Source organism: Massilia sp. 05N420 (assembly GCF_056397205.1).
In genome coordinates, this window is the sequence record NZ_JBFTMX010000007.1 from 108635 (window position 1) to 131383 (window position 22749).

The window sequence follows — 22749 nt, forward strand, 5'->3', positions numbered from 1 at the left end:
GGCTACACTGGCCCCAGGCAAATACAAGGCACAGGACCAGGACATGAGCACCGGGCAGGACGAAGAAGAAAAGAAAAGCGGCTCGCTGAAAGTGATCTACGCGGCCATCGCCGCCAACCTCGGCATCGCCGTCAGCAAGTTCATCGTGGCCGGCATCACCGGCAGCGCGGCGATGCTGGCCGAAGGCATCCACTCGGCGGTGGACACAGGCAACGAGCTGCTGCTGCTGATCGGCGAGCGCAACAGCGCCAAGCCACCCGACGCCAAGCATCCCTTCGGCTACGGCAAGGAGCTGTACTTCTGGGCCCTGATCGTGGCCCTGTCCGTGTTCTCGCTGGGCGGCGGGCTCTCGATCTACCACGGCATCGATGCGCTGCGCCATCCGGAACCGCTGCGGGATCCGACCTGGAACTATGTGGTGCTGGGCGTCTCGGCGCTGTTCGAAGGCTATAGCTGGAACGTCTCGCGCAAGGCCCTCAACAAGCGAAGGAAACCCGGCACCTCGCTGTGGCAGACCATGCGCGCGAGTAAAGACGCTTCCGTGTTCACCGTCTTCATCGAGGATTCGGCAGCCCTGATCGGCCTGGCCATCGCGGCCCTCGGCATCGTGCTCGGCCAGGTCTTCGACAAGCCTTACTTCGATCCGGCCGCCTCGGTGCTGATCGGCCTGCTGCTGGTAGGCGCCGCCTTCACGCTGGCGCGCGAGACCGGGGCGCTGCTGGTCGGCGAAAGCATCGGCGCGGACGCTACCCGCAAGGTGCGCGGCGTGTTCGAGCAGGACCCGGCGATCGAGAGCGTGAGCGCCCTGCAGAGCATGCAGCTGGGGCCGGACGAGGTGCTGCTGACGGCCGCGGTGCAGTTCCGGCGCGGCATGCGGATCGACGAAGTGGAGGCGGCGATCGAGCGCCTGGAAAACGCGGTGACGGCGCTGTATCCCTCGATCCGGCATATCTATTTCGAATCGGGCGCGCTGCGTGCGGCGATGGGCTGACAGGGCCGCTGGACTCATTGGGTTGCCTCCGTCGACGATGGCGTTGGCACAATGCTACCACCTTATCCGGAACGCCCATGGCCTCGCAACGTCAGCCGTGCAGCACCGCGGTGCCAGGCACGCGTGCTAGAATGGCCGCGTGAAATCCATCCTCCGACTGCTGCTCGTGTGTTACCTGCTGCTGGCGCTGCCCTTCCAGGCATTCGCTTCGGCAAGCATGCGCCTGCCCGCCGCGCCGGTGCAGCAGCCGCCCTGCCACCAGCAGCTGGCGCAGGGGTCGATGGATGGCCAGCATCACGACCACAAGGCAGTGGCCGGCCATGAAAAAGGCAAGTGCGGCACTTGCGCCGCCTGCTGCGTGGGCGCCGCGATGGCGCCCAGCCTGCCCGCATCACCGGCGCTGGCCCCACCCAGCACCATGCTGATTCCCTTCCGCGCCTGCCACCTGCCGAGCGTCGATCCGGTCCTCCTCGAACGGCCTCCCACTAGCTTCGTCGCCTGATTTCACGCGCTGTCGCCCTGTGGGCCGACGGCTGTCATCACGCATTTCGACGAGGTTCGCATGAAACACCAATCATCCCTGGCACGCGCTTGCGCCTGCCTGCTGCTGGCCATGGCCGGCGTCCACGCTCACGCCCGGCAGGCCGCGGCMGCCGCTGCCGATCCCCAGGCCGCCGTGCCGGCCACTCAATACCAGTCCGTCCTAGRCCACCAGCCCGAGGCGGCGCCCGAGACCAGCCCGGACCGCAACTGGACCCGCGCCAACGACGCCGTGGCCGCCACCAATTCGATGTCGCTGACCATGAAAGGCATGGGCGGCCACGGCGGCGGGCACGACCACGCGGCCATGCAGGGCATGCAGGGAATGCAGAACCCCGCCGCGCCGGCAATGTGCAAGCCGGCCGGCGGCAAGGAAGGCGAAGCCATGCAGTGCGGTTCCGGGAACAAGTCCGGCGACGGCAAGATGTCCTGCTGCGCATCCTGCCCCTGCATGGACAAAATGGACAAGATGGACAAGATGAAGATGCCGAAGGAGACACCATGAGTTTCAAACTGTTGGGCGCCCCGCTGGCGCTGGCCGTCCTGGCCGGCTGCACGACGGTGGCGCCGGACGGCGGCTTCGGCAGCGTGGCCGGCACCGCGCGCAGCCACATCGGGGCCGAACCGCGCCTGGCGCGCGACGATGCCGCCGTCCGCGAACTGGCGCAATCGGTGCAGGCCATGCTGGGCAAGCCGCTCGGCATGGACGATGCCGTCAAGGTGGCCGTGCTGGCCAATCCCGGCCTACAGGCGAGCTACTGGAAGGTCGGCATCGCCCAGGCCGACCTGGCCCAGGCCGGCCGCCTGCCGAATCCGGTGCTCGACTTCAAGCACGTGTCGAACGCCGGCGATATCGCCATCGAGCGCACCTTCACCGTCAGCCTGGTCAGGCTGCTGACCCTGCCGCTGGCCTCCCGCCTTGAGGCGCAGCGCTTCGAGCAGGTCAAGCTGGAAGTGGCGCGCGAGATCGAACGGCATGCGCGCGACACCCGCATCGCCTGGGTCGAGGCGGTGGCGGCGAACCAGGCGCTCGAGTATGCGCGCCAGGTCGATGCGGCGGCCGAGGCCAGCGCCGAACTGGCCGGACGCATGGCCAGGGTGGGCAATATGAGCCAGCTCGACCTGGCGCGCGAACAGCTCTTCCACGCCGAGACCGGCGCCGCCCTGGCACGCGCCGGCAAGACGGCCGTGGCGGCGCGCGAAAAGCTCACCCGCCTGCTCGGCCTGTGGGGCAAGGACGCGCAGTACAGCCTGCCCGCGCACCTGCCCGAACTGCCCGCCGCGCCGGCCAGCCTGGACGACGTCGAGCGCCTCGCCCTGTCCCAGCGCCTCGACGTGCAGGCCGCGAGGCTGGATGCCGAGGCCACCGCCGCCAATCTCGGGCTGACCAGGACGACCCGCTTCGTCAACGTGCTCGACCTCGGCTTCGTGAACGAAACCACGACCGGCGCACCGAGCACGCGCGGCTACGAGCTCACGCTGGAACTGCCGTTGTTCGACTGGGGCGGCGCACGGGTGGCGCGGGCCGAGGGCGTCTACATGCAGGCGGTGAACCGCGTCGCCCAGGCCGCCGTCACGGCGCGCAGCGAAGCCCGCGAGAGCTATCTCGACTACCGCAGCGCCTACGACGTCGCCGCGCATTACCGCGATACCGTGATCCCGCTGCGCAAGCGGATCTCGAAGGAAGTCCTGTTGCGCTACAACGGCATGCTGCTGTCGACCCGCGAGCTGCTGGTCGATTCGCGCGAACAGGCGAACGCGGTCTCGGCCTATATCGAGGCATTGAAGGAGTTCTGGACCGCCCATGCGACGCTCGAAGCCTCGCTCGGCATGCGGCTCGAACAACAGGATCACAAGGATCACAAGGATCACGTCAAGGAACACGCAGAATGACATCCCGCAGGAATTTCCTCAGCGGCGCCGGCGCCGCCATGGTCGGCGCATCGCTGGTCAGCAAGGCCGCAGCCGCCGCCATCCCCGAAGCCCCGCAACAGAGTTCGGCCGGCACCGCGCCGCCCCTTAGCCCGCCGAACGGGCGTCCCTACAACCCGGTCGTCACCCTGAACGGCTGGACCCTGCCCTGGCGCATGAAGGACGGCGTCAAGGAGTTCCACCTGGTAGCCGAGCCGGTAGTGCGCGAGATCGCACCCGGCATGAAAGCGAATCTGTGGGGCTACAACGGCCAGAGCCCGGGGCCGACCATCGAAGTGGTCGAGGGCGACCGCGTGCGCATCTTCGTCACCAATAAACTGCCGGAAGCGACCAGCATCCACTGGCACGGCCAGTTCCTGCCGAACGGAATGGACGGCGTGGCGGGCCTGAGCCAGCCTGCCATCGCGCCGGGCAAGACCTATGTGTATGAATTCGTGGCGCGCTATGCYGGCACCTTCATGTACCACCCGCACGCCGACGAGATGGCGCAGATCGGGATGGGCATGATGGGTTCCTGGGTCACGCATCCGAAGGACCCGCGCCAGCACGCGGTGGACCGCGACTTCGTGTTCCTGCTGAACGCCTACGACATCGAGCCGGGCGGCTACACGCCGAACGTGAACACCATGCTCGACTTTAATATCTGGACCATCAACAGCCGCGCCTTCCCCGGCACCGATGCCATGGTGGTTCGACGCGACGACCGCGTGCGCATCCGTATCGGCAACCTGTCGATGACCAACCACCCCTTCCACATCCACGGCCACCGCTTCGAGATCACCGGAACGGACGGCGGCTGGATTCCGCCGGCGGCGCGCTGGCCGGAAGTCACGGTCGACATCGGCGTGGGCCAGATGCGCGCGATCGAGTTCCATGCCGACGCCCCCGGCGACTGGGCCTTCCACTGCCATAAATCCCACCACACCATGAACGCGATGGGCCACCAGGTGCCGAACATGATCGGCGTCGACCACCGCGGCGTGGCCAGGAAGATCAACGACCTGGTGCCCGGCTATATGGTGATGGGCGAGAAAGGCGGCTCGATGGGCGGCATGCGCATGCCGCTGCCGGAGAACACGCTGCCGATGATGGATGGCAAAGGTCCCTTCGGCGAGATCGAAATGGGCGGCATGTTCACCATGATCAAGGTGCGCGAAGGCCTGGCCCGCGGCGACTACCGCGATCCGGGCTGGTACCGGCATCCGGCGGGCACGGTGGCGCGGGAGTGGACGGGGGCGCCGCCGGAGACGGTGCGGGCGCCGGCCACGCCGGCGGCACCGGATGAACCGGTGGCGACCGTCAAGCGCGGCGGAGGCCACAGCGGCCATTAGCCTTCGGATTTTCCGAAGGCTGACCCTGGAATTGCCAGATTGCGAAGGCGCCGCCCGGCCTCTAAGATCCTTGCATGAATGCGATGATCTTGACCTTTTCCGCGGGAATCGTGGCCGGTGCGATGAATGCGCTGGCCGGCGGCGGCTCCTTCGTCAGCCTGCCGGCGCTGATCGCGGCCGGTGTGCCTCCGGTCCAGGCGAACACGTCGAGCACGGTCGCCCTCTTCCCCGGCGGCCTGGCCAGCGCCTGGGCCTACCGCGACGGCTCGGTATCGGTCGGCCCGGTGCCGCTGCGTTCCCTGCTGCCGGCGACCCTGTGCGGCGGCCTGCTGGGCGCGGTCCTGCTGCTGAAGACCTCGTCCGCGGCCTTCAGCTTCGTGCTGCCCTGGCTGCTGCTGGTGGCTTCGCTGGCGCTGGCCTTCGGGCGGCGCGCCGGCGAAGTCCTGCGGGCGCGCTGGCACATCCACCCGCATGCGGTGCTGGCGGTGCAGTTCGCGCTGGGCGTCTACGGCGGGTATTTCGGCGGGGCGGTCGGGATCATGATGATCGCCGTGTGGGGACTGCTCGACAACAGCGACCTGAAGCGCCTGAACGCCCCGCGCACGCTGCTGGTCAGCGCGGCGAACACGGTGGCGGTGCTGGCCTTCATCGCGGCCGGCGCGGTGCGCTGGCCGGAGACGCTGGCGATGCTGGCCGGCGCCGTCATCGGCGGCTACGGCGGCGCCCACGTCGGACGGCGCGCGCCGGCCAGGGTGATACGTGCGATGACCCTATGCGCCACCGCCTGCATCACGCTGGTATTCTTCCTGAAGACTTACGCACCCGCCCTTCTGCACCATTGATACGATGCGAGGACGCCATGCTCGAGGCCTTGATGGCAACTATTGGAACCCTGGCGATCCTGGCCAGCATCGCAGCGAAGTTCATCACGCGCTCGGCCGCCACCTCCGGCCAGGCCGCCGGCGAGGCGCCGGAGTCGGCTAGCCCTTCTTGCGCAGCGCCGCGACCTGGGCGCGCAGCTCCGCGTTTTCGGCTTCCAGGCTGTCGCGCGCCGTCTTGGCGCCGACCAGTTCCATCTCCGCAGCCAGGCGGGCATCCGACAGCGTCGCATTCTGCGCCACGCCTTTCTCCAGCTGGGTCCGCAGGTCCGCCAGCTGGGCATCCTTGCCCTCGATCGCCAGCTGGTCCTTGGCCTTGCCGACCAGGGCCTCCATCGCCACCTGCTTTGCATTGCGCAGCTCGGCGTTGAGGCGCTCGATTTCCTCGTCGCGCTCGGCCACCGAGGCCAGGGCGTCGTCGCGGGCAGCCGTGAGCTCGCCCAGCTGCTGCTGCAGCTCGCCGCGCTCGGTCTCGAGGGCATCGCCGGCTTCGCGCAGGGCTTCCAGTTCTTCCTCGTGACGGGCCAGCGCGGCGCGCGTGCCGGTGCCCGCCTCTTCGGCGAACTGCTGGGCCCAGCGCGCCAGTTCGGCGACCAGGTTCTGCGGCAGCTCGGCTTTCGGCGGCTCGGCCGGGGTTTCGTTGGCCGCGCGCCAGTCGGCCAGATGGCGGGAGATGGCGCTGGCGGAACCGCCGCCGATGGCGTCGCGCACCGCGTCGATGGTCACCGGCGTGCCGCCGGCCTGGAGCTTGCCGGCCGCTGCCGCTACGTCTTCGAAGTTCATAAATACCTATCCATTGTCGAAGGCCGTATGATACGACAGGCTCGTCCTCAAATTAAGCCCGGAAATCGTCCAGCGACTTGCCGCCGGCCAGGGCCTCGGCAATCCACTTCGGCTGGCGGCCGCGGCCGGTCCAGGTCTGCGACTTATCGGCCGGGTTGCGGAAGCGCGCCTCGCCCTGCTGGCCATTGCCGCCTTTCCTGGCGCCGCCGGCTTTCGCGATCAGGTCCGACACCGGCACGCCGACGTCCTGGGCAATCGCCAGGATCTGCTCGCGCGCCTTGCGCACCTCATCCTTCTGGCGGGACTTGATCTCTTTCTCGATATCGAATTGCAGACCCTTGAGCTCGGCAAGGTTGTAGTTCGACAGGTCGGTCTTGGCCATGTGCGCGCCTTTCGTGTGCTGGTTGGGAAATTTGCATTCTCGCCAATTTTACATAACTGGCAATTTTCTGCCGCACTGGTCGATCGGGCGACATTCGCTCAAGGGCCAGCGCCGGCAAGCATCAGGAGCGCGCGCTCACCGGRTAGCCGGCCGCGTCGATCGCCTGCGCAATCCGGTCCAGATCGGCCCTGCTGTCGATCTTCACCTTCTTGGTCGGCAAGTCGATGTCGACCCTGGCGTCCTGGTCGACTTCCTGGACGGCCTTGGTCACGCGGCCCACGCAGTGCTTGCAGCTCATGTCTTCTACAGTCAGTTGATACATCGTCGGTTCTCCTTGGGTTGAAACGGTTGAAACGTTTGAAACACTTGAAACGGGTGCTACGGCTACTTCACGCTGCTCCGGCGTCCAGCGCCGCAGCAGCAAGGCATTGGTGACCACACTGACCGAGCTGAGGGCCATCGCCGCCCCGGCCAATATCGGATTGAGCAGGCCCAGCGCCGCGACCGGGATTCCGACCACGTTGTAGACGAAGGCCCAGCCCAGGTTCTGGCGGATCTTGCGGTAGGTCGCGGACGAGATCGCGATGGCGTCCGCCACCAGCAGCGGGTCGCCGCGCATCAGGGTGATGCCGGCCGTGTGCATGGCGACGTCGGTGCCGCCGGCCATCGCGATGCCGACGTCGGCCGCGGCCAGGGCCGGGGCGTCGTTGATGCCGTCGCCGACCATCGCCACCTTGCCGCCCCGTTTATCGCCACCGCCACCGCCACCGCCACCATTACCGGCCATCAGCGCGCGCACGGTGGCAGCCTTGTCGGCCGGCAGCACCTCGGCCACGTAGCGGCTCAGGCCCAGCTCGCGCGCCACCAGCGCCGCCGCGCCCTGGTTGTCGCCGGTGAGCATGACGGCATCCACGCCCATCGCCTTCAGGCGGGCGATGGCGGCTGCGCTGGTCGGCTTCAGGCGGTCGCCGAAGGCCAGCAGGCCGCGCACATCCACCTTTCCACCCTCTTCCACGGCCAGCCAGGACACGGTACGGCCATCCGCTTCGTGGCGGCGCGCGGCAGCGTCCCAGAGGCCGATGCCGGCGCCGGTCTCCCGCATCAGGCGGCAGTTGCCGAGATAGACCTTCGCGGCGCCGACCCGCGCCCGCACGCCGCGGCCCGGCAAGGCGCCGGCGTCAAAGGCGGCCGGCAGACGCAGTCCGCGTTCCTCGGCCGCCTGCGCCACCGCCTTCGCCAGCGGATGCTCGCTGTACTGCTGGACGGCCCAGGCCAGCTCCAGCAGCGCATCGCCGCCTTCGACCGCCACCACCCGCGGCTTGCCTTCGGTGAGCGTGCCGGTCTTGTCGAACACCACGGTGCGCACCGCGTGGGCCGTCTCCAGCGCCTGGGCGTCCTTGATCAGGATGCCGTGGCGCGCCGCCACGCCGGTGCCGACCATGATCCCGGTCGGCGTCGCCAGGCCCAGCGCGCAGGGACAGGCGATCACCTGCACCGCCACCGCGTTCAGCAGGGCCTGCTGCCAGTCGCCCGTGGCCAGGCCCCAGCCGAGCAAGGTGACCAGGGAGATCAGCAGTACCGCCGGCACGAACACGGCGCTGACGCGGTCGACCAGGCGCTGGATCGGCGCCTTGACCGCCTGCGCATCCTCGACCATGCGGATGATGTGGGCCAGCATGGTGTCGGTACCGACCTTGGTCGCCTCGACCAGCAGCAGTCCTTCGCCATTGACGGCGCCGCCCAGCACGGGCTCGCCCGTGGTCCGCGCCACCGGCAGGCTCTCGCCGGTGAGCAGGGATTCGTCCAGGTGGCTGCCGCCTTCGAGCACGCGGCCGTCGGCTGGCACGCGCTCGCCGGGCCGCACCACCATCACGTCGCCGGCGTGCAGCGCTTCCAGCGGGATCTCTAGGTCCTGGCCGCCGCGCCGCACCAGGGCGGTATCGGGGCGCAGCGATTCCAGCGCGCGGATCGCCTCGACGGTCTGGCGTTTGGCCCGGCCTTCCAGCCACTTCCCGAGCAGCACCAGGCTGATCACCACCGCCGAGGATTCGAAATACAGGTGGGGCATGCGCTCGCCGGCCGGAACGGTGACCAGCTGATAGACCGACAGCGCATAGGCCGCCGAGGTGCCGATCGCCACCAGCAGGTCCATATTGCCGGAACCGGCCCGCAGCGCCTTCCAGCCGGCGCGGTAGAAGCGCGCGCCCAGCCAGAACTGGACCGGGGTCGCCAGCAGCAGCTGGATCCAGCCCGGCAGCATCCAGCTGTGGGCGGTGTCGGTGCTGAACAGCTGGCCGAACATCGGCAGCACCAGCGGCAGGCTGAGGACGGCGGCGGCGGCCACCGGCCACCAGGACGGCAGCCCCGCATTGCCCTCTTCTTCCGGCACATGGCGCTGGCCGCGCTGCACGGGCGCCGCTTCGTAGCCGGCCTGCGCCACGGCGGCGACGATGGCGTCGGCATCCAGGTCCGCACCGTGCACGGTGGCCTGCTCGGTGGCCAGGTTGACGCTGGCGTCGTCGACGCCGGGGACTTTCTTCAACGCCTTCTCGACGCGCGCCACGCAGGACGCGCAGGTCATGCCGCGTACCGCGAGCTGCAGCTCGGCCGGCGATTCCATCGTTTCCATGATTGCTCCTGTCATTTAACGACAGGATAATCCTTCCCACGATGGGAAGGTCAAGCCCCGTCCGCCATGTCCTCGAAAGGGAATGCCGCGGGCGTATCCGGCAGCGGCGCCATCGGCCGCATGCCGTAGACCATGTCGGCGCGGTCCCGGGCCGGCGGCCTGGTGATCAGGAAGCTGTCCCGGCCCAGCTGCTCCGGCCCGCCGGCCAGTTGCACGGGACGCGGTTCGCTGCGCGCCAGCACCAGCACCACTTCGTAGCCGAGGGTCGGCGCGGCGAACAGGCCGAGCATGGTGCGCAGGGCCAGGGCGCCCGGCGCGTGCGGCAGGAAGCGCTCGAACTCGGCGCGCCGCAAGGGGCCGATACGCACCCGTACGCGCAGGTCGGGACGCCAGCAGCGCCGGCCCAGCACCGCGGCCTGGCCCAGCACCGCGCCCGGCCTGCCCGCCGCGCTGCCCACCTCGCCGCCCAGCACGCTCTGCTCGTCCGGGGCCAGCGCATCCCAGTGGCCGATCCCCTCCTGCAGCCGGAGCGGCACCCCGAAGTGGTGGGACAGCACCCTGGCCAGCACCACGCCGGAGGCCGGGCGCTGCCGGAGCACGCCGGCATAGCGCGCCAGGGTGGCGTCCTCCACCTGTTGGTGCGGCTCGCCGGGTGCGAAGCCGGCCAGCGCCAGCAGCAGCGGCAGGAAGCCGTCTCCGGCCTCGGGCCCGGACACGGCATGCTCGATCCGGTACTTGCGCCAGGCGCCGTAGAACAGGGCCAGCATGCGGGTGGTGAAGATGTCGAGGAAGGCGCGCGGCGCTTCCGCCAGCTGGACGTCCGCCTGGCTCGATTCCCAGGCCGCGATGCGCTCGGTGACGTGGCTCGGCAGCGCACCGTGGGCGCCCAGCAGGCCCATGAAGGTCGGGGTCAGGTGGAATTGCGGCGGCAGGCCGGGCGCCAGTCCCGCCGGCGCGATCGCCTCGACCTGGCCGGCCGGGAAGCCGAGCGCCAGGCTGTTGCGGAAGCGCAGGTGGCGTTCCAGCGCCCGCCGCGGCGGCACGCCCTGCTCGCCCAGCCACAGCAGCAGCAGCCGCACCGCCTGGAAGAATTCGAAGCGCTGCGGCTCGGCCAGCAGGCGTTCGATCAGCCCAGCGGCTGGCTGCTGTGGCGGGGTTCGCATGCAAGGATTTCCTGGCCGGTCTGGCGCGACACCACCTGCAGCCGGGTGAAGCAGTTGAGCTGCCCGTTGAGGGCGAAATAATGGTCGAGCACCCTGGCGAACATGAACAGGCTGCTGCCGGTGAAGGCTTCCTCGTCCACCGTCATGCGGATGCCGATGCCCGGCATCAGGGTCGAGACCGGCGCGGTACGGACCCAGGCGCGCACGGCGCCGTGCTCGAGGCCCTGGATGCCGGCGATCAGGCGCTGCGCGGACGGCGAGCGCGGCAGGTCGTACAGGGCCAGCATCTTGCGGAAGTCGTCCAGGCCGGCCATCGTCAGGCTCGCGTGGTTGAGGGACAGGTGGGAGATCAGGCGCCAGTGCGCGCCCTTGGTGGTGCCGAAGCGGTAGCTGGGACTGGGTTTGCGCAGCATGCGGATCGGCGCCACGCTGGACAGCTCGTCGGTGCGCAGGTCGCCCTGGGAATCGCCGTAGCGCAGCTGGGCCGGCAGGTCGCGGTTGGTGCAGGTCAGCATCGTCGACAGCGTGGCGCCCTCGGTTTGGGTGGTGCGGAAGTCGGCGTCGATCAGGGCGATGCGCATCTCGTGGCCGGGGCTGACGGCGGCCACCGCATGGTCACGCCGCGTGATCCAGTAATGGGTCCGGCTCTCCTGGTCCTCGGCGCCGTTGGCCGCGTACAGGGGCGCGAAATGGGTGACGCTGCCGGGGCCGGCGCCTTCGCGCACCAGGCGCACCGCGTCGACGCTGTGGATCTCGTAGTCGGCCGCATGGAAACCGTCGGTCAGCAGCGGGTAGTCGGCGCTGGTATAGGACAGCTGCAGCGGCACGCCGGCCTTCGGGAACAGGTTGATGACCGGGGTGCAGGCCGGCAGCAGGTTGCCGGGCCCGATCCCGGCCAGCAGGCGCGCGGCGTCCGAATCGGCGGCCAGGCCATTCAGCACCACGTGCAGCGTAAACCCGGTGCAGCGCGGCGGCAGCAGCGTGCGCAGGGCCGTGGTGTCGAGGTCGAGGAAGCTGAACTTCTCGGGATAGCAGAAGTATTCGCTCAGCAGGCGCAGCGCAGGATGCGAGCGCGCCGGGAAGGGAATCATGGCGTCGGCCTCGTCGAAGCCGGTCAGCGCCAGCGGCACGGCCGGCAAGGGCAGCCAGGCAGCCTCGCCGCCGGCCTGGACGAAGGCGCAGCTGGCCTTCAGGAACAGCGCGTCGATCAGGGCCGCGCGCGTGGACGCTTCGCCGTCGACGAACAGGCGCAGGCGCGGCGGCAGGATATCCGCCAGCGGGCGCGGTCCCGGGGTGTCGATGACGATCCCGATCACACTGGCGGCGCCGCGCGGCAGGCGCAGCGAGCGCGGGCTTGTGGCGAGCGGCGCAAAGCCCAGCTGCGCCACCCGTAGCGGCGCCAGCAGGACGTCGTAGACGGTGCGGAACTGGCACACGCTGTCGTCGCGGGCGCTGGTGCGCAGCATGGTCCCGCGCGGCAGCAGGAGCGGGGCATCGGGCCGTTCGGCATCGCCGCGGCCGCCGACCTGGACGATGGTATGCGAAGGCATGGGCCGCAGGTAGTGCGGATACAGGCTTTCCAATAGCGATTCGGTAAACTTGGGATAGTCGTCGTCGAGGCGTTTGCGGATCCGCGCGCTCATCAGGGCCACCGACTGGATCAGCCGGGCGACGCTGGGGTCTTCGTAGGTCTCGCCGGCCAGGTGCAGCTCGCTGGCCGGTTTCGGATAGCGGGCGCGGAATTCGCGCGCGAACTGTCCGAACAGGCCCAACTCTTCTTCGTAATAGCGCAGGAGCTCATCCATTCATGGATAGTCCCACCCACGCCGCAGAAGTATCTTGAGTACAATCAATACCGACCAATCACCCCGAGGGAGACGACAATGACCGACCTGAGCAAGTTCCCAATCACCCGCAAATGGCCCGCCCGGCATCCCGAGCGCCTGCAGCTGTATTCGCTGCCGACGCCGAACGGGGTGAAAGCCGCGATCATGCTCGAGGAGATCGGCCTGCCCTATGAGGTGCATCGCGTCGCCTTCGACAAGAACGACCAGCTGTCGCCGGAATTCCTGTCGCTGAACCCGAACAACAAGATTCCCGCCATCCTCGATCCCGACGGTCCGGACGGCCAGCCGCTGCCGCTGTGGGAATCCGGCGCCATCCTGCTCTATCTGGCAGAAAAGACCGGCAAGCTGCTCCCAAGCGATCCGGCGCTGCGTTACCAGACCATCCAGTGGCTGATGTTCCAGATGGGCGGCATCGGCCCGATGTTCGGCCAGGTCGGCTTCTTCMACAAGTTCGCCGGCAAGGACTACGAGGACAAGCGCCCGCGCGACCGCTACGCGGCCGAATCGAAGCGCCTGCTCGGCGTGCTGGACCGGCACCTGGAGGGCCGCAGCTGGATCATGGGCGACGAGTACACGATCGCCGACATCGCCACCTTCCCGTGGGTGAACAACCTGATCGGTTTCTACGGCGCGCGCGAGCTGGTCGGCTTCGACGAGTTCAGGAACGTCGCGCGGGTGCTGGCCGCCTTCGTGGCGCGGCCGGCGGTGGCGCGCGGCCTGCAGATTCCGCCGGCGCCGGCGGCCTAGGCTTTGACGGCGAGCGTACGCAGGTCGGCCACGACCTCGTCGCCGAAGCTTTTGCCGAGCAGGTAGTCGACCAGCTGCTCGGCGCATTCGTCGGGGTCGAGCAGGGTCCCGGTCTCCTTGAGGTCGACGAAGCGCTGGCGCATCGGGAAGCGCTCTTCGGGGGTGCCGCGGATCTCGGCCTGCATGCCGGTGTCGATCACGCCCGGCGCCAGGCTGCAGATCTGGACGTCCTGCTCGGYGTCCATCAGCACCGCGCGCGCGTGGTGGTCGAGGGCCGCCTTGGTGGCGCAGTACACGCTCCAGCCCGGATAGGCATGGCGCCCGGCGCCGCTGGAGATGTGCATGATGCGCTTCTGGCCGCCGTCGCTGGCGCGCACCACCGCCGCCGCCAGCGCCATCGGCGCGGCCACGTTCAGGGTCACCGCGCGCAGCACCGCGCGCGGATCCTGGGCTTCGAGAGGGCCGACCGGACTCACCATTCCCGCATTGTTGAGGAGCAGTACGGCGCCGGTGCCGTCCAGGTAATCGCTCAGGTCCTTGCGGTCGAGCCAGTCGACCAGCGCGGGGCCGTCGGCGAGGTCGAGTTCGACCTCCTCGAACAGCTCGGGCCAGCTTTGCGCCAGCTCGTCGGAGCGGGTGCGGGCCAGGCCCAGCACCGGTACGCCGCGCGCCAGCAGGTTGCGCGCCAGTGCCGCGCCTAGGCCTTTCGTATGGCCGGTAACGATCGCTTTCATCTCAGTCTCCATCTCCGCGTGCGGGGCACCGTTATGGATGTTATCGCAAGCAGGCCCGTAAGATAAAGTCAATCGTGTAGATGGCGCACCCTTGCCTCTGCTCCAGTTCGGTTCGCATGGCAGAATGGCCTCGACAGCACCCGATTCACCAAGCGAGGCCGAATGCAAATTCCAGACATCCCCGTCGACGAAGCACGCCGCCTGACCGCCCTGCACGCCACCCGCCTACTGGGCAGCGCGCCCGAAGAAGCCTTCGACCGCATCACACGCATGGCGGCGCGCCTGCTGAATGCGCCGACCGCGCTGGTGTCGCTGGTCGACAAGGATGTCCAGTGGTTCAAATCCCGCTGCGGCTTCGAAGCCACCGAGACCGCACGCGACATCTCCTTCTGCGGCCACACCATCCTCGAACACGAGCCGCTGGTGGTGGACGACGCGACCAAAGACCCGCGCTTTCGCGACAATCCGCTGGTGACCGGCGAGCCGCATGTGCGCTTCTACGTCGGGGTACCGCTGTACTCGGTCGAGCGCATGCCGATCGGCACCCTGTGCGTGCTCGACACCAAACCGCGCCGACTGAACGCCGGCGATCTCGACCTGCTGCGCGATCTCGCGCGCATGGTCGAGCAGCTGATCCACCACCGCCAGCTCGCCAGCGCGGCCCAGGCCCTGTACGCGCACGTGCCGCAGGACGGCGCCGACCCCGAGCTGAGCGCGGCCGCCGGCCAGGTCGAATTCCTGCTCAATCACGACCAGCTGACCGGGCTGTCGAACCGGCAGGCGCTGGCGCGCATCATCGCCCAGGGCCTCGACGACTGGCGCAGCCAGGGCACGCAGACCCTGGTGGCCTCGATCAACCTCGACAAGTTCAAGCGCCTGAACGAAGCCCTCGGCCACCATGCCGGCGACCAGGCGCTGGTGTCGGTCACCTGGAGCCTGCAGGGCGTGCTGCGGCCCGGCGACCTGCTGGCGCGGGTCGGCAACGACGAATTCGTGGTGCTGCTGCCCGGCCTCGGCGACGACAGCGTGGCGCGCGACCGCCTGCGCCAGCTGGCCCAGGCGGTGCACCGCGAGTTCAAGAACCCGGGCGGCGGCGCGATTCCCCTCACCTGCAGCATCGGCTACGCGATCTTCCCCCACGACGGCGACCATGCCGACGCCCTGCTCGGCAACGCCGCCCTCGCCATGCGCCGCGCCAAGCTGCTGGGCGGCGGCCAGATCCAGCATTTCTCGGAAGAGCTCAAGCAGGCATTCAACCGCAAGCTGACGCTGGAAAGCCAGCTGCGCGCCGCCCTCGACCACCAGGAGCTGTTCCTGCTGTACCAGCCGAAGATCGCGCTGAAGGACGGCTCGGTGGCCGGGCTGGAAGTGCTGCTGCGCTGGCGCCACCCGACCCACGGCCTGATCTCGCCCGTCGAATTCATTCCGGTGGCCGAAGAGGCAGGGCTGATCGTCGAGATCGGCGAATGGGTGCTGAAAAGCGCCGCCGACCAGTGCCGGGCCTGGCGCGCCGCCGGCCTGCCCGGGGTGCCGGTGGCGGTCAACCTGTCGGCGCGCCAGTTCCACCGCACCGACATCGTCGGCTGTGTCGACACCGTGGTGCGCGATGCCGAACTGCAGCCGGGCGACCTGGAACTGGAACTCACCGAGAGCACCTCGGTGCAGAACCCGGAACGCAGCGCCGAGCTGATGGCGCGCCTGCGCGGACTCGGCGTGAGCCTCAGCATCGACGACTTCGGCACCGGCTATTCGAGCCTCAGCTACCTGAAGCGCCTGCCGGTCGACAAGCTGAAGATCGACCGCTCCTTCGTCCAGGACATGCACGAGAGCGTGGAATCGATGGCGATGGTGAAGGCCATCATCGCCATGGCCCACAGCCTGCACCTGGAAGTGATCGCCGAGGGCGTCGAGCTGCAGGAACAGCTCGATGGCCTGCGCGCCGCCGGCTGCGACCAGATCCAGGGTTTTTATTACAGCAAACCGCTGAGCGCCGAGGACTGCGCCGCCTATCTGCGGGAACATGCCGTGCGGCGCCACTGACGCTGATGGACGAATGTTTGCCTGATGCTGTCAAAAGTTTTACAATTTCAGTACGGCAACTAATCCAAACCACACGTATGCGGTATTCGCAGAACCACAAGGCCGAGACGCGCCGGCGCATCCTCGACGAAGCCGCGCGCCGCTTCCGCCGCGACGGTATCGACGGCACCGGCCTGGTGCCCCTGATGAAGGCGCTGGGCATGACCCATGGCGGCTTCTATGCCCACTTCGCGTCGAAGGAAGCGCTGGTCGAGGCCTCGCTCGAAGCGGCGGTCGAGCAGGCCAGGGAAACGTGGCAGGATCCGCCGTCGCCGGAGGGGTTGCGCGCCTTCCTGGCCAGCTACCTGTCGCCGCGCCACCGCGACGATCCGGGCGCYGGCTGCCCCCTGCCCAGCCTGTGCGCCGAACTCGGCCTGCGCGGCCAGCCCAGCGCCACCACCGACGGCCTGGCCCTGAACATGGCGAAGCGGCTGGAGGACTGCAAGCTCGGCCCCGCCGTCGACGACCAGGGCCTGGTGGCGCTGGCCGCACTGGTTGGCGCGCTGACGCTGTCGCGCGCGGTGGCGGATCCGGCGCTGTCGGAACGCATTCTTGGTGCCGTGCAGGCCGCGCTCAAGCCGCCGCTGTCGTAAGGTCATCCCCGCCTGCGCGGGCACGACGGCGACTGATCACGGATAGCGCACCGGCCGCCCGGGCAGATCCGGCAGCGGAATGAACTCGGTCTCGCCCGGCACCTTCGGGAAGCGCATCTCGCGCCAGTCTTCCTTGGCCTGCTCGATGCGGTCGGCCGAGCTGGAGACGAAGTTCCAGGTCAGGTAACGCGGACCATCCATCGGCTCGCCGCCCAGCAGCATCACGCGCGCACCGGCGCCATTGCCGGCGGCGAGGGTCACCGCCGCGCCGGGCTTCAGCACCAGCAGCTGGCCGGGACCGAAGCTGCCGTCGCGGCCGAGGTCGAGCGTCCCTTCCACCACGTACAGCGCCTGTTCCGCATATTCGGCCGGCATGCCGATGCGGGCGCCGGGCTGCAGGGCCAGGTCGACGTAGAACAGCGGCGATTCGACCGGCACCGGAGCGCGTTTGCCGAAGTATTCGCCGGCGATGATGCGGGCACTGGCGCCGTCGCCGTCGATGACCGGCAGTTCGCCGGCGCCGATGTGCGAAAAGCTCGGATCGTTCTCTTCCTTCGCCTTCGGCAGCGCGACCCAGCATTGCAGGCCATGCAGGGTCGAGCCCTGGGCGCGCACCAGCGGGCCGGTGCGTTCCGAGTGGACGATGCCCTTCCCGGCCGTCATCCAGTTCACCGCGCCGGGCCGGATGTCCTGCACCGTGCCGAGGCTGTCGCGGTGCGAGATCTCGCCTTCCAGCAGATAGGTCACGGTGGACAGGCCGATGTGCGGGTGCGGACGGACGTCGATGCCGGTGCCGGCGTCGAACACGTGGGGGCCCATCTGGTCGAGGAAGACGAAGGGGCCGACCATGCGGCGGTCGCGGTGCGGCAGCGCGCGCCTGACTTCGAAACCGCCGCCCAGGTCGTGGGTGCGCGGCACCACGATGGTTTCCAGCATGCTGTCAGCGTCATGTTGGTCGAGTTCCATTTAGATTGCCTCCGTGGTGATCTGGATCTGCCCGGACAGGGTCTTGTGGACCGGGCACTTGTTGGCGATGTCCGTCAGGCGCTGCTTTTCTTCCTCGCTCAAGGCGCCGACGTAATGGATGCTGCGGTGCAGGGTGTAGGCCTCGCCTTCCTGGCCGTGCCTGATGCTGACCCGCACCTCGTCCAGTGCGTAGCCTTTGCGCTTGGCGTACAGGCTGACGGTCAGGGTGGTGCAGGCCGCCAGCGCCGCGGCCAGCAGGTCGTGCGGTTCCGGGCCGCTGTCTTCGCCGCCGAGTGCCGGCGGCAGGTCCGTCAGGAGCCGGTGCGGCCCGATCTCGATGACCTGCTGCAGCGGTCCCTGGCCGCGGTGCGTCGTCACTTCCATGATGATCCCCTTCGTGTTTTCGATCGATTGTACGCGATGCGCGGACCTGATCAGGCCGCGCGGGTGCGCAGGATGCCGACGCCGGCCTTCGCCTGGACGCGCTGGCGTTCGATATCGAAGATCACCAGCATCGCGCCCAGGATCGCCACGTTCTTCAGGAAGTGGTTCAGCTGGTTCTGGAACTCGGCCGCGCCGGCGCCCCAGAAAGCGTGGAAGATCAAGGTGACCGGCACCAGGAACAGGGCCAGTCCGAGGCTGGCCCAGCGCGCCTGGAAGCCCGTCACCAGGGCCAGGCCGCCGCCGACTTCGAGGGCGACGGTGGCGGCCAGCAACAGGCTGGCGAATGGCAGGCCCATGCTGGCCATCCAGCCGGCCACGCCCGCAAAGCCGAGGATCTTGCCGATGCCTGACACGATGAACAGGGAGCCGACGAGGGCGCGGCCGACGGGGTAGAGTTTGCTGGTTTCCATGATGTTCTCCTTCTGTGCGGGTTGTCGATGGAAGCCATTATGGACACCCGGCCGGCGGAAGAAAAACGAGTTATTTCCCCGTCTATCATCGATATTTTCGATGCTACACATAGGCCAGCAGCCGGCCGCAGGCGATCACTGCCAGCCACAGCAGCAGCGACAGCGCCGCGTGCAGGCGGGCGCGCAGCGGCGCCCCGCCGGGCCAGCCGTCGCCCACGCGCCAGGGACCGAGGTGAAAGGCCAGCGCGTTCAGGCCGGCCACGACGATCAGCACCAGCTTCAGCAGGAACACCCGGTTGGCGGCCAGGTCCGGCGCCTCGGCGGCGAACAGCAGCAGGCCGCTCGGCAGCACCACCAGCATGCCGCCCGCCGACCACGGCAGCAGGTAGCGCGCCAGCGCGCGCAGCGGCAGCTCGCGGCCGAGGCCGAGCACGCGCAGATCGAACATCGCCAGCGCGCCGACCAGCACGGTAAAGCCGATGATGTGAAGGATTTCGATGCCGGGATACAGCCAGGCGCTGGCGCGCATCGCCGCCGCCGGCGGCGTGGCGGCCAGCCAGACGGTCCAGGCCGCCGCACCGGCCGGAATGTCGAGCCCGGCGCCGGGCGGCATCAGCGCAGCTCGGTGGTCTTGCCGCCGATGGTGATGCGCTCGGCGCGCATCTCATCAAGCCTGGTGCGGTGCGGATACCCGTAGACGCTGGCGCTGGCGCCGGCGGCCAGCCTGTCCTTGGGCAATCCGTGGCTTTCCATGCGGCCCGGCGGCGCCAGCACCACCAGCCAGGTCTTGCCGGCGCTCTTGAGACGGATCCAGCCGTGCGGCTGCACATAGCCGGCTTCCTGGATGATGCCGTTGAGCTGCAGCGGTTTGTCGGTGTCGTACTCGCTCCAGCCGTGGTGGGCCGAAGCGGTGGCGGCCGCGGCGAAGGCGGCGAGCAGGAACCAGCGTTTCATGTGGCGGACTCCTTCGGGAAGGAGTCGATTCTACGCCTGTCCCGCTCAATTCCGTCAAGCGCCGGCGCCGAAAGCGAGCTCGGAGTCCTTGATGTCGGCGATCGGCCCCAGGATGGCGCCGTCGAAGGACCGCGGCGCATGCCCTTGCTCGAAGACGCGGGGCATGTCCGGGTTCGCCAGTGCGCCCCGGCCCAGTGCAACGACGTCCGCGCCCAGCCCCAGCACCTGTTCCGCGCGCTCGATGCCGTGCAGGGAACCGTTGGCGATGATGGTCACGCCCGGTGCGAAGCGGCGCGCCAGGGCGACCAGGCTCTCGCCGCCGCCTTCGAACGCCGGCTGCCAGGCCTCGAATTCGGTCACATGGATGAAATCGGCGCCGGCACGGGCCAGCGTGCCGAAGATGACCTCCGCATCGGCGTCGCGGCCCGGCCACTTGGCCGTGAAGTCGTTGACCTTGCCCTGCGAGAGTCGGATGCCCACGGGAACCTCGCCGCCGACCGCGTCCTTCACCGCTTTCACGATCTCTTCCAGCAGGCGCACCCTGCCCTCCACGCTGCCGCCCCAGCGGTCCGTACGCAAGTTGGTGTGGGCCGTCAGGAACTGGTCCAGCAGGTAGCCGTTCGCGCCATGGATCTCGATGCCGTCGAAGCCGGACACGCGCACCGCGCGGATCGCCGACTGGACGAAGCCATCGATGGCCTCGGCGATCTCCTGTTCGCCGATTTCGGCCGGCACCGGGTAGCGCCCCTCGCCATAGTAGAAGGCCATCTGCTCTCCGGCGGGCTGCACCGCGGACGGCGCGACGGTATGGCTGCGGAAGGGATTGCCCTGGCTGAGGGCGCCCGCATGCATCAGCTGCGCGAACACCAGCGCACCATGCCGCTGGATTTCGCTCGTGATCGATGCCCAGGCCTGGGCCTGGACGTCGTCGGCAATGCCGGGCTGGTTCCGGTAGCCCTGCGCGAATGCCTTGTCGGTGTACAACCCTTCGGTGATCACCAGGCCGAAGCCGCCCCTGGCAAACCTGGCGTAGTAGTCGCGCATCGCCGGGGTCGGGACGCCGGCCCCGGTCGCCGTCACCCTGGTCATCGGCGCCACGGCCAGCCTGTTCCTCAAAGTCCGGCCTTTCATAACGTAATTCGATAGAATCTCGGTCTGATGATTGTTCATGTCTGTTCGCTTTCGAAGAAGGCATGCCACGGCTGCGGCATCACAGTCGCATGATATGAACGGGAATGCGATTCGAACAGCCTGGCGCGCGTGAAGGCGCCTTATCGAAAAAGGTTAAGATGCAGATACCGGATATTCGAGTTTTTCTCGCCGCCGTGAGCGCCGGCAGCTTGTCCGCTGCGGGACGGCAACTCGGCATCGGCCCGATGCAGGTGTCGCGCCGCCTTGCCGTGCTCGAAGACGAGCTGGGCGTCAGGCTGCTGCACCGCACGACCCGCGCCATTTCACTGACCGCCGAGGGCGAGGCCTTTTTGCCGTTTGCAAACACGATGGCGGATGCCGAAGAGAGCGCCCGCTGCGAACTGCGCCCCTCGTCGGCCGCCGTTTCGGGCGTGCTCAGGCTGACCGCCCCGAGCGTCTTCGGCCAGACGATCGTGCTGCCCGTGCTGGCGGCGCTGCTGGAGAGGCATCCCGAACTGCGCGTCGACCTCGACCTGTCCGACCGCGTCGTCGACATCGTCGGCCAGGGCCTCGACCTCGCGCTGCGCGTGGCGACGCTGGAGGACTCGGAACTCGTGGCCAGGCGCATCGTCGGCAACCCGCGCGTGATCTGCGCCTCGCCGCGTTACCTGCAGCGCCACGGCATGCCCGTCCGGCTTGCCGACCTGGACGCGCATCAATGCATCGTCCTGCATGCCATTCCGCGCTGGCCGCTGATCGTCGACGGCGGGCTGCAGCGCAGGCGGGTGAATGCGCGCGTCACGACCAGCAATGTGGATGCCGCGCGGACCGCCGCCATGCAGGGGCTGGGCCTGGCAATGCTCGCCTACTGGGACGTGCACCGGCAACTCAGCGAGGGCGAACTGCTCAGCGTGACGCTGGAAGATGCTAGGATGGAAGACCTGTCGGTGTGGGCCGTGATGCCGACCCGGCGCTACCTGCCTACCCGGGTCAAGGTCTTCCTCGACGCCCTGGAACAGGAGCTCGCAGCCATCCCAAGGACCGTATGACACCGCAATCCACTCCTGGCCTCCAGGCCCGCAACTTCGGCATCGACTGCCTGCGCGGCCTCGCCATCCTGCTCGTGATCGTGCACCACCTGGCCCTGCCCTTCCGCCTGCCGCTGGGCCCGAGCCTGCTGAAGGACTACCTGCCCAAGCGCCTGCTGAACGCCGTCAGCTTCAACGGCTACGAAGCGGTGTTCATCTTCTTCGTCATCTCCGGCTTCCTGATTGCGGGCCGCATCCTCGAGCGCGACGGGAGCCTCGGCCGGGTCGACCTGCGGCGCTTCTACCGCGCCCGCGCGCGGCGCATCCTGCCGCTGCTGTTCCTGACCCTGGCCGTGCTGGCGGCGCTGGCCCTGGCCGGCGTGACCGGCTTCGCCCCCGACGAAGGCAGGCAGAGCGTGGGCGGCCTGCTCGGATCGAGCCTGAGCTTCACCTTCAACTGGTACGAAGGCCGCACCGGTTGGGCGCCGGCCGGCTGGGACGTGTTGTGGTCGCTGTCGATCGAGGAAGTGTTCTATCTCGGCTTTCCGCTGCTGTGCCTGTGGCTGCCGCGGCGCCTGCTGGTCGGATTGCTGCTGGCTTGGGCGCTGCTCTTGAACCCGTTGCGCTCGCTGGTGCCGGCCGCGGACGAAGTCTGGCGGGAAAAGGCCTACCTGCCCGGGATGGCGGCGATCGCCTGGGGCGTGCTGGCGGCCCTGCTGGCCCGGCGCTGGCGGCCGACGCCACGCGAGGCCCGCGCGCTGGCCCTGTTCGGCGGCTTCTGCATCCTGATGGTCCTGGGCTGGGGCGAGCTGGTGCACCGTCACCTGTTCAAGTCCGGTATGGTCGGACTGGTGCTGGGCGCGGCGGCGCTGCTGCTGGCCTTCCACGCGCATCCGCCGGCCCCGCGCCTTGGCCTGGGCTGGCTGGCGCGCATGGGCAGCTTGAGCTACGAGCTCTACCTGTCCCACATGTTCGTCGTGCTGGCCGCGGTCGGGCTGTACCGTGCGATGCTGGGCAAGGAGCAGGCCTGGACCTTCAGCCTCTACCTGCCGGTGCTGCTGCTCTGCTTCGGCCTGGCCCTGGTGCTGGAAAAGTTCACCGGCCGCTTCGTCCGCAAGGGGGCTTGCGTCGACGAGGCGGCCAAGCGAGAATTGGCGGTTCAACAATAACAATCCTCGGGGACAGCA

23 protein-coding genes are annotated in these 22749 nt (G+C 68.7%); 11 read left to right on the top strand and 12 right to left on the bottom strand.

Features of this window, described 5'->3' with window-relative positions; all coding sequences use genetic code 11:
• Nucleotides 1–43 precede the first annotated feature (43 nt).
• The 6 genes from AC1DIX_RS06215 (at nt 44) to AC1DIX_RS06240 (ending at nt 5636) form a co-directional block, all read left to right on the top strand.
• Entirely contained in the window at nt 44–991 is a 948-nt protein-coding gene (locus AC1DIX_RS06215) for a cation diffusion facilitator family transporter (RefSeq protein WP_477250277.1), read from the top strand.
• A 139-nt stretch (nt 992–1130) separates the two neighbouring features.
• Entirely contained in the window at nt 1131–1493 is a 363-nt protein-coding gene (locus AC1DIX_RS06220) for a hypothetical protein (protein ID WP_441933533.1), read from the top strand.
• 60 nt (nt 1494–1553) lie between these two features.
• Nucleotides 1554–2036, top strand: a complete 483-nt coding sequence (locus tag AC1DIX_RS06225) for a hypothetical protein (RefSeq protein WP_477322830.1) — start codon at nt 1554–1556, stop codon at nt 2034–2036.
• Nucleotides 2033–3424 carry a TolC family protein gene (locus AC1DIX_RS06230; RefSeq protein ID WP_477322832.1) on the top strand — a complete coding sequence of 464 codons (1392 nt, stop codon included), beginning with the start codon at nt 2033–2035 and terminating at the stop codon, nt 3422–3424. The genes AC1DIX_RS06225 and AC1DIX_RS06230 overlap by 4 nt, the downstream gene beginning before the upstream one ends.
• Nucleotides 3421–4794 carry a multicopper oxidase family protein gene (locus AC1DIX_RS06235; protein ID WP_441933538.1) on the top strand — a complete coding sequence of 458 codons (1374 nt, stop codon included), beginning with the start codon at nt 3421–3423 and terminating at the stop codon, nt 4792–4794. Before AC1DIX_RS06230 ends, AC1DIX_RS06235 begins: the two co-directional genes overlap by 4 nt.
• A gap of 74 nt (nt 4795–4868) precedes the next feature.
• On the top strand, nt 4869–5636 hold the full coding sequence (locus AC1DIX_RS06240; RefSeq protein WP_477322834.1) for a sulfite exporter TauE/SafE family protein: 768 nt from the start codon (nt 4869–4871) through the stop codon (nt 5634–5636).
• Nucleotides 5637–5774: 138 nt separating this feature from the next.
• On the opposite strand, the gene AC1DIX_RS06245 is transcribed toward AC1DIX_RS06240, so the two are convergent.
• The 5 genes from AC1DIX_RS06245 to tssF all read right to left on the bottom strand — a co-directional run bounded on the left by AC1DIX_RS06245 (nt 5775) and on the right by tssF (nt 12434).
• Complete coding sequence (locus tag AC1DIX_RS06245) at nt 5775–6455, bottom strand: DNA-binding protein (protein WP_477322836.1); 681 nt, start codon at nt 6453–6455, stop codon at nt 5775–5777.
• 52 nt (nt 6456–6507) lie between these two features.
• The gene (locus AC1DIX_RS06250) at nt 6508–6837 is read right to left on the bottom strand and encodes an H-NS histone family protein (protein ID WP_441933545.1); all 330 of its coding nucleotides are present in this window, start codon (nt 6835–6837) and stop codon (nt 6508–6510) included.
• Between the two features lie 121 nt (nt 6838–6958).
• Nucleotides 6959–9466 carry a heavy metal translocating P-type ATPase gene (locus AC1DIX_RS06255; RefSeq protein ID WP_477322838.1) on the bottom strand — a complete coding sequence of 836 codons (2508 nt, stop codon included), beginning with the start codon at nt 9464–9466 and terminating at the stop codon, nt 6959–6961.
• A 50-nt stretch (nt 9467–9516) separates the two neighbouring features.
• Nucleotides 9517–10629 (bottom strand): type VI secretion system baseplate subunit TssG, encoded by a 1113-nt coding sequence (gene tssG / locus AC1DIX_RS06260; RefSeq protein ID WP_477322840.1) that lies wholly within the window; start codon nt 10627–10629, stop codon nt 9517–9519.
• Entirely contained in the window at nt 10593–12434 is a 1842-nt protein-coding gene (tssF, locus tag AC1DIX_RS06265) for a type VI secretion system baseplate subunit TssF (protein ID WP_477322842.1), read from the bottom strand. The genes tssG and tssF overlap by 37 nt, the downstream gene beginning before the upstream one ends.
• 78 nt (nt 12435–12512) lie before the next feature.
• Here tssF and AC1DIX_RS06270 point away from each other — a divergent pair, with 78 nt between their 5' ends.
• Nucleotides 12513–13223 carry a glutathione S-transferase N-terminal domain-containing protein gene (locus AC1DIX_RS06270; RefSeq protein WP_477322844.1) on the top strand — a complete coding sequence of 237 codons (711 nt, stop codon included), beginning with the start codon at nt 12513–12515 and terminating at the stop codon, nt 13221–13223.
• On the opposite strand, the gene AC1DIX_RS06275 is transcribed toward AC1DIX_RS06270, so the two are convergent.
• Entirely contained in the window at nt 13220–13957 is a 738-nt protein-coding gene (locus tag AC1DIX_RS06275) for an SDR family oxidoreductase (protein WP_477322846.1), read from the bottom strand. The genes AC1DIX_RS06270 and AC1DIX_RS06275 overlap by 4 nt on opposite strands.
• 162 nt (nt 13958–14119) lie before the next feature.
• On the opposite strand from AC1DIX_RS06275, the gene AC1DIX_RS06280 reads away from it, so the two are divergent.
• Both AC1DIX_RS06280 and AC1DIX_RS06285 read left to right on the top strand, forming a co-directional pair.
• Nucleotides 14120–15997, top strand: a complete 1878-nt coding sequence (locus AC1DIX_RS06280) for a putative bifunctional diguanylate cyclase/phosphodiesterase (RefSeq protein ID WP_477322848.1) — start codon at nt 14120–14122, stop codon at nt 15995–15997.
• Nucleotides 15998–16074: 77 nt separating this feature from the next.
• Nucleotides 16075–16629, top strand: coding sequence for a TetR/AcrR family transcriptional regulator (locus AC1DIX_RS06285; protein ID WP_477322850.1), 555 nt, complete (start codon nt 16075–16077; stop codon nt 16627–16629).
• Between the two features lie 36 nt (nt 16630–16665).
• On the opposite strand, the gene AC1DIX_RS06290 is transcribed toward AC1DIX_RS06285, so the two are convergent.
• The 6 genes from AC1DIX_RS06290 to AC1DIX_RS06315 form a co-directional block, all read right to left on the bottom strand.
• Nucleotides 16666–17595 (bottom strand): pirin family protein, encoded by a 930-nt coding sequence (locus AC1DIX_RS06290; protein ID WP_477322855.1) that lies wholly within the window; start codon nt 17593–17595, stop codon nt 16666–16668.
• Nucleotides 17596–17979 (bottom strand): OsmC family protein, encoded by a 384-nt coding sequence (locus AC1DIX_RS06295; RefSeq protein WP_441933559.1) that lies wholly within the window; start codon nt 17977–17979, stop codon nt 17596–17598.
• 50 nt (nt 17980–18029) lie between these two features.
• Nucleotides 18030–18449, bottom strand: coding sequence for a DoxX family protein (locus AC1DIX_RS06300; RefSeq protein WP_477322860.1), 420 nt, complete (start codon nt 18447–18449; stop codon nt 18030–18032).
• 103 nt (nt 18450–18552) lie between these two features.
• The gene (locus tag AC1DIX_RS06305) at nt 18553–19062 is read right to left on the bottom strand and encodes a DUF6644 family protein (protein ID WP_477322864.1); all 510 of its coding nucleotides are present in this window, start codon (nt 19060–19062) and stop codon (nt 18553–18555) included.
• Nucleotides 19062–19403, bottom strand: coding sequence for a DUF6152 family protein (locus AC1DIX_RS06310; protein ID WP_441933563.1), 342 nt, complete (start codon nt 19401–19403; stop codon nt 19062–19064). Before AC1DIX_RS06310 ends, AC1DIX_RS06305 begins: the two co-directional genes overlap by 1 nt.
• A 54-nt stretch (nt 19404–19457) precedes the next feature.
• Nucleotides 19458–20534: an NADH:flavin oxidoreductase gene (locus AC1DIX_RS06315; protein ID WP_477322868.1), complete on the bottom strand. Its 1077-nt coding sequence runs from the start codon at nt 20532–20534 to the stop codon at nt 19458–19460.
• A gap of 158 nt (nt 20535–20692) precedes the next feature.
• On the opposite strand from AC1DIX_RS06315, the gene AC1DIX_RS06320 reads away from it, so the two are divergent.
• Both AC1DIX_RS06320 and AC1DIX_RS06325 read left to right on the top strand, forming a co-directional pair.
• Nucleotides 20693–21583: a LysR family transcriptional regulator gene (locus AC1DIX_RS06320; RefSeq protein ID WP_477322937.1), complete on the top strand. Its 891-nt coding sequence runs from the start codon at nt 20693–20695 to the stop codon at nt 21581–21583.
• Nucleotides 21580–22731 (top strand): acyltransferase family protein, encoded by a 1152-nt coding sequence (locus tag AC1DIX_RS06325; protein WP_477322872.1) that lies wholly within the window; start codon nt 21580–21582, stop codon nt 22729–22731. The genes AC1DIX_RS06320 and AC1DIX_RS06325 overlap by 4 nt, the downstream gene beginning before the upstream one ends.
• Nucleotides 22732–22749: the final 18 nt, after the last annotated feature.

Bases quoted from the DNA above. Each gene is read 5' to 3' on its own strand.
- AC1DIX_RS06320 (WP_477322937.1), top strand. From the start codon at position 20,693: ATGCAGATACCGGATATTCGAGTTTTTCTCGCCGCCGTGAGCGCCGGC.
- AC1DIX_RS06300 (WP_477322860.1), bottom strand. From the start codon at position 18,449: ATGGAAACCAGCAAACTCTACCCCGTCGGCCGCGCCCTCGTCGGCTCC.
- AC1DIX_RS06230 (WP_477322832.1), top strand. From the start codon at position 2,033: ATGAGTTTCAAACTGTTGGGCGCCCCGCTGGCGCTGGCCGTCCTGGCC.
- AC1DIX_RS06245 (WP_477322836.1), bottom strand. From the start codon at position 6,455: ATGAACTTCGAAGACGTAGCGGCAGCGGCCGGCAAGCTCCAGGCCGGC.
- AC1DIX_RS06295 (WP_441933559.1), bottom strand. From the start codon at position 17,979: ATGGAAGTGACGACGCACCGCGGCCAGGGACCGCTGCAGCAGGTCATC.
- AC1DIX_RS06290 (WP_477322855.1), bottom strand. From the start codon at position 17,595: ATGGAACTCGACCAACATGACGCTGACAGCATGCTGGAAACCATCGTG.
- AC1DIX_RS06310 (WP_441933563.1), bottom strand. From the start codon at position 19,403: ATGAAACGCTGGTTCCTGCTCGCCGCCTTCGCCGCGGCCGCCACCGCT.
- AC1DIX_RS06250 (WP_441933545.1), bottom strand. From the start codon at position 6,837: ATGGCCAAGACCGACCTGTCGAACTACAACCTTGCCGAGCTCAAGGGT.
- AC1DIX_RS06280 (WP_477322848.1), top strand. From the start codon at position 14,120: ATGCAAATTCCAGACATCCCCGTCGACGAAGCACGCCGCCTGACCGCC.
- AC1DIX_RS06240 (WP_477322834.1), top strand. From the start codon at position 4,869: ATGAATGCGATGATCTTGACCTTTTCCGCGGGAATCGTGGCCGGTGCG.
- tssG (WP_477322840.1), bottom strand. From the start codon at position 10,629: ATGCGAACCCCGCCACAGCAGCCAGCCGCTGGGCTGATCGAACGCCTG.
- AC1DIX_RS06215 (WP_477250277.1), top strand. From the start codon at position 44: ATGAGCACCGGGCAGGACGAAGAAGAAAAGAAAAGCGGCTCGCTGAAA.
- AC1DIX_RS06325 (WP_477322872.1), top strand. From the start codon at position 21,580: ATGACACCGCAATCCACTCCTGGCCTCCAGGCCCGCAACTTCGGCATC.
- AC1DIX_RS06315 (WP_477322868.1), bottom strand. From the start codon at position 20,534: ATGAAAGGCCGGACTTTGAGGAACAGGCTGGCCGTGGCGCCGATGACC.
- AC1DIX_RS06305 (WP_477322864.1), bottom strand. From the start codon at position 19,062: ATGCCGCCCGGCGCCGGGCTCGACATTCCGGCCGGTGCGGCGGCCTGG.
- tssF (WP_477322842.1), bottom strand. From the start codon at position 12,434: ATGGATGAGCTCCTGCGCTATTACGAAGAAGAGTTGGGCCTGTTCGGA.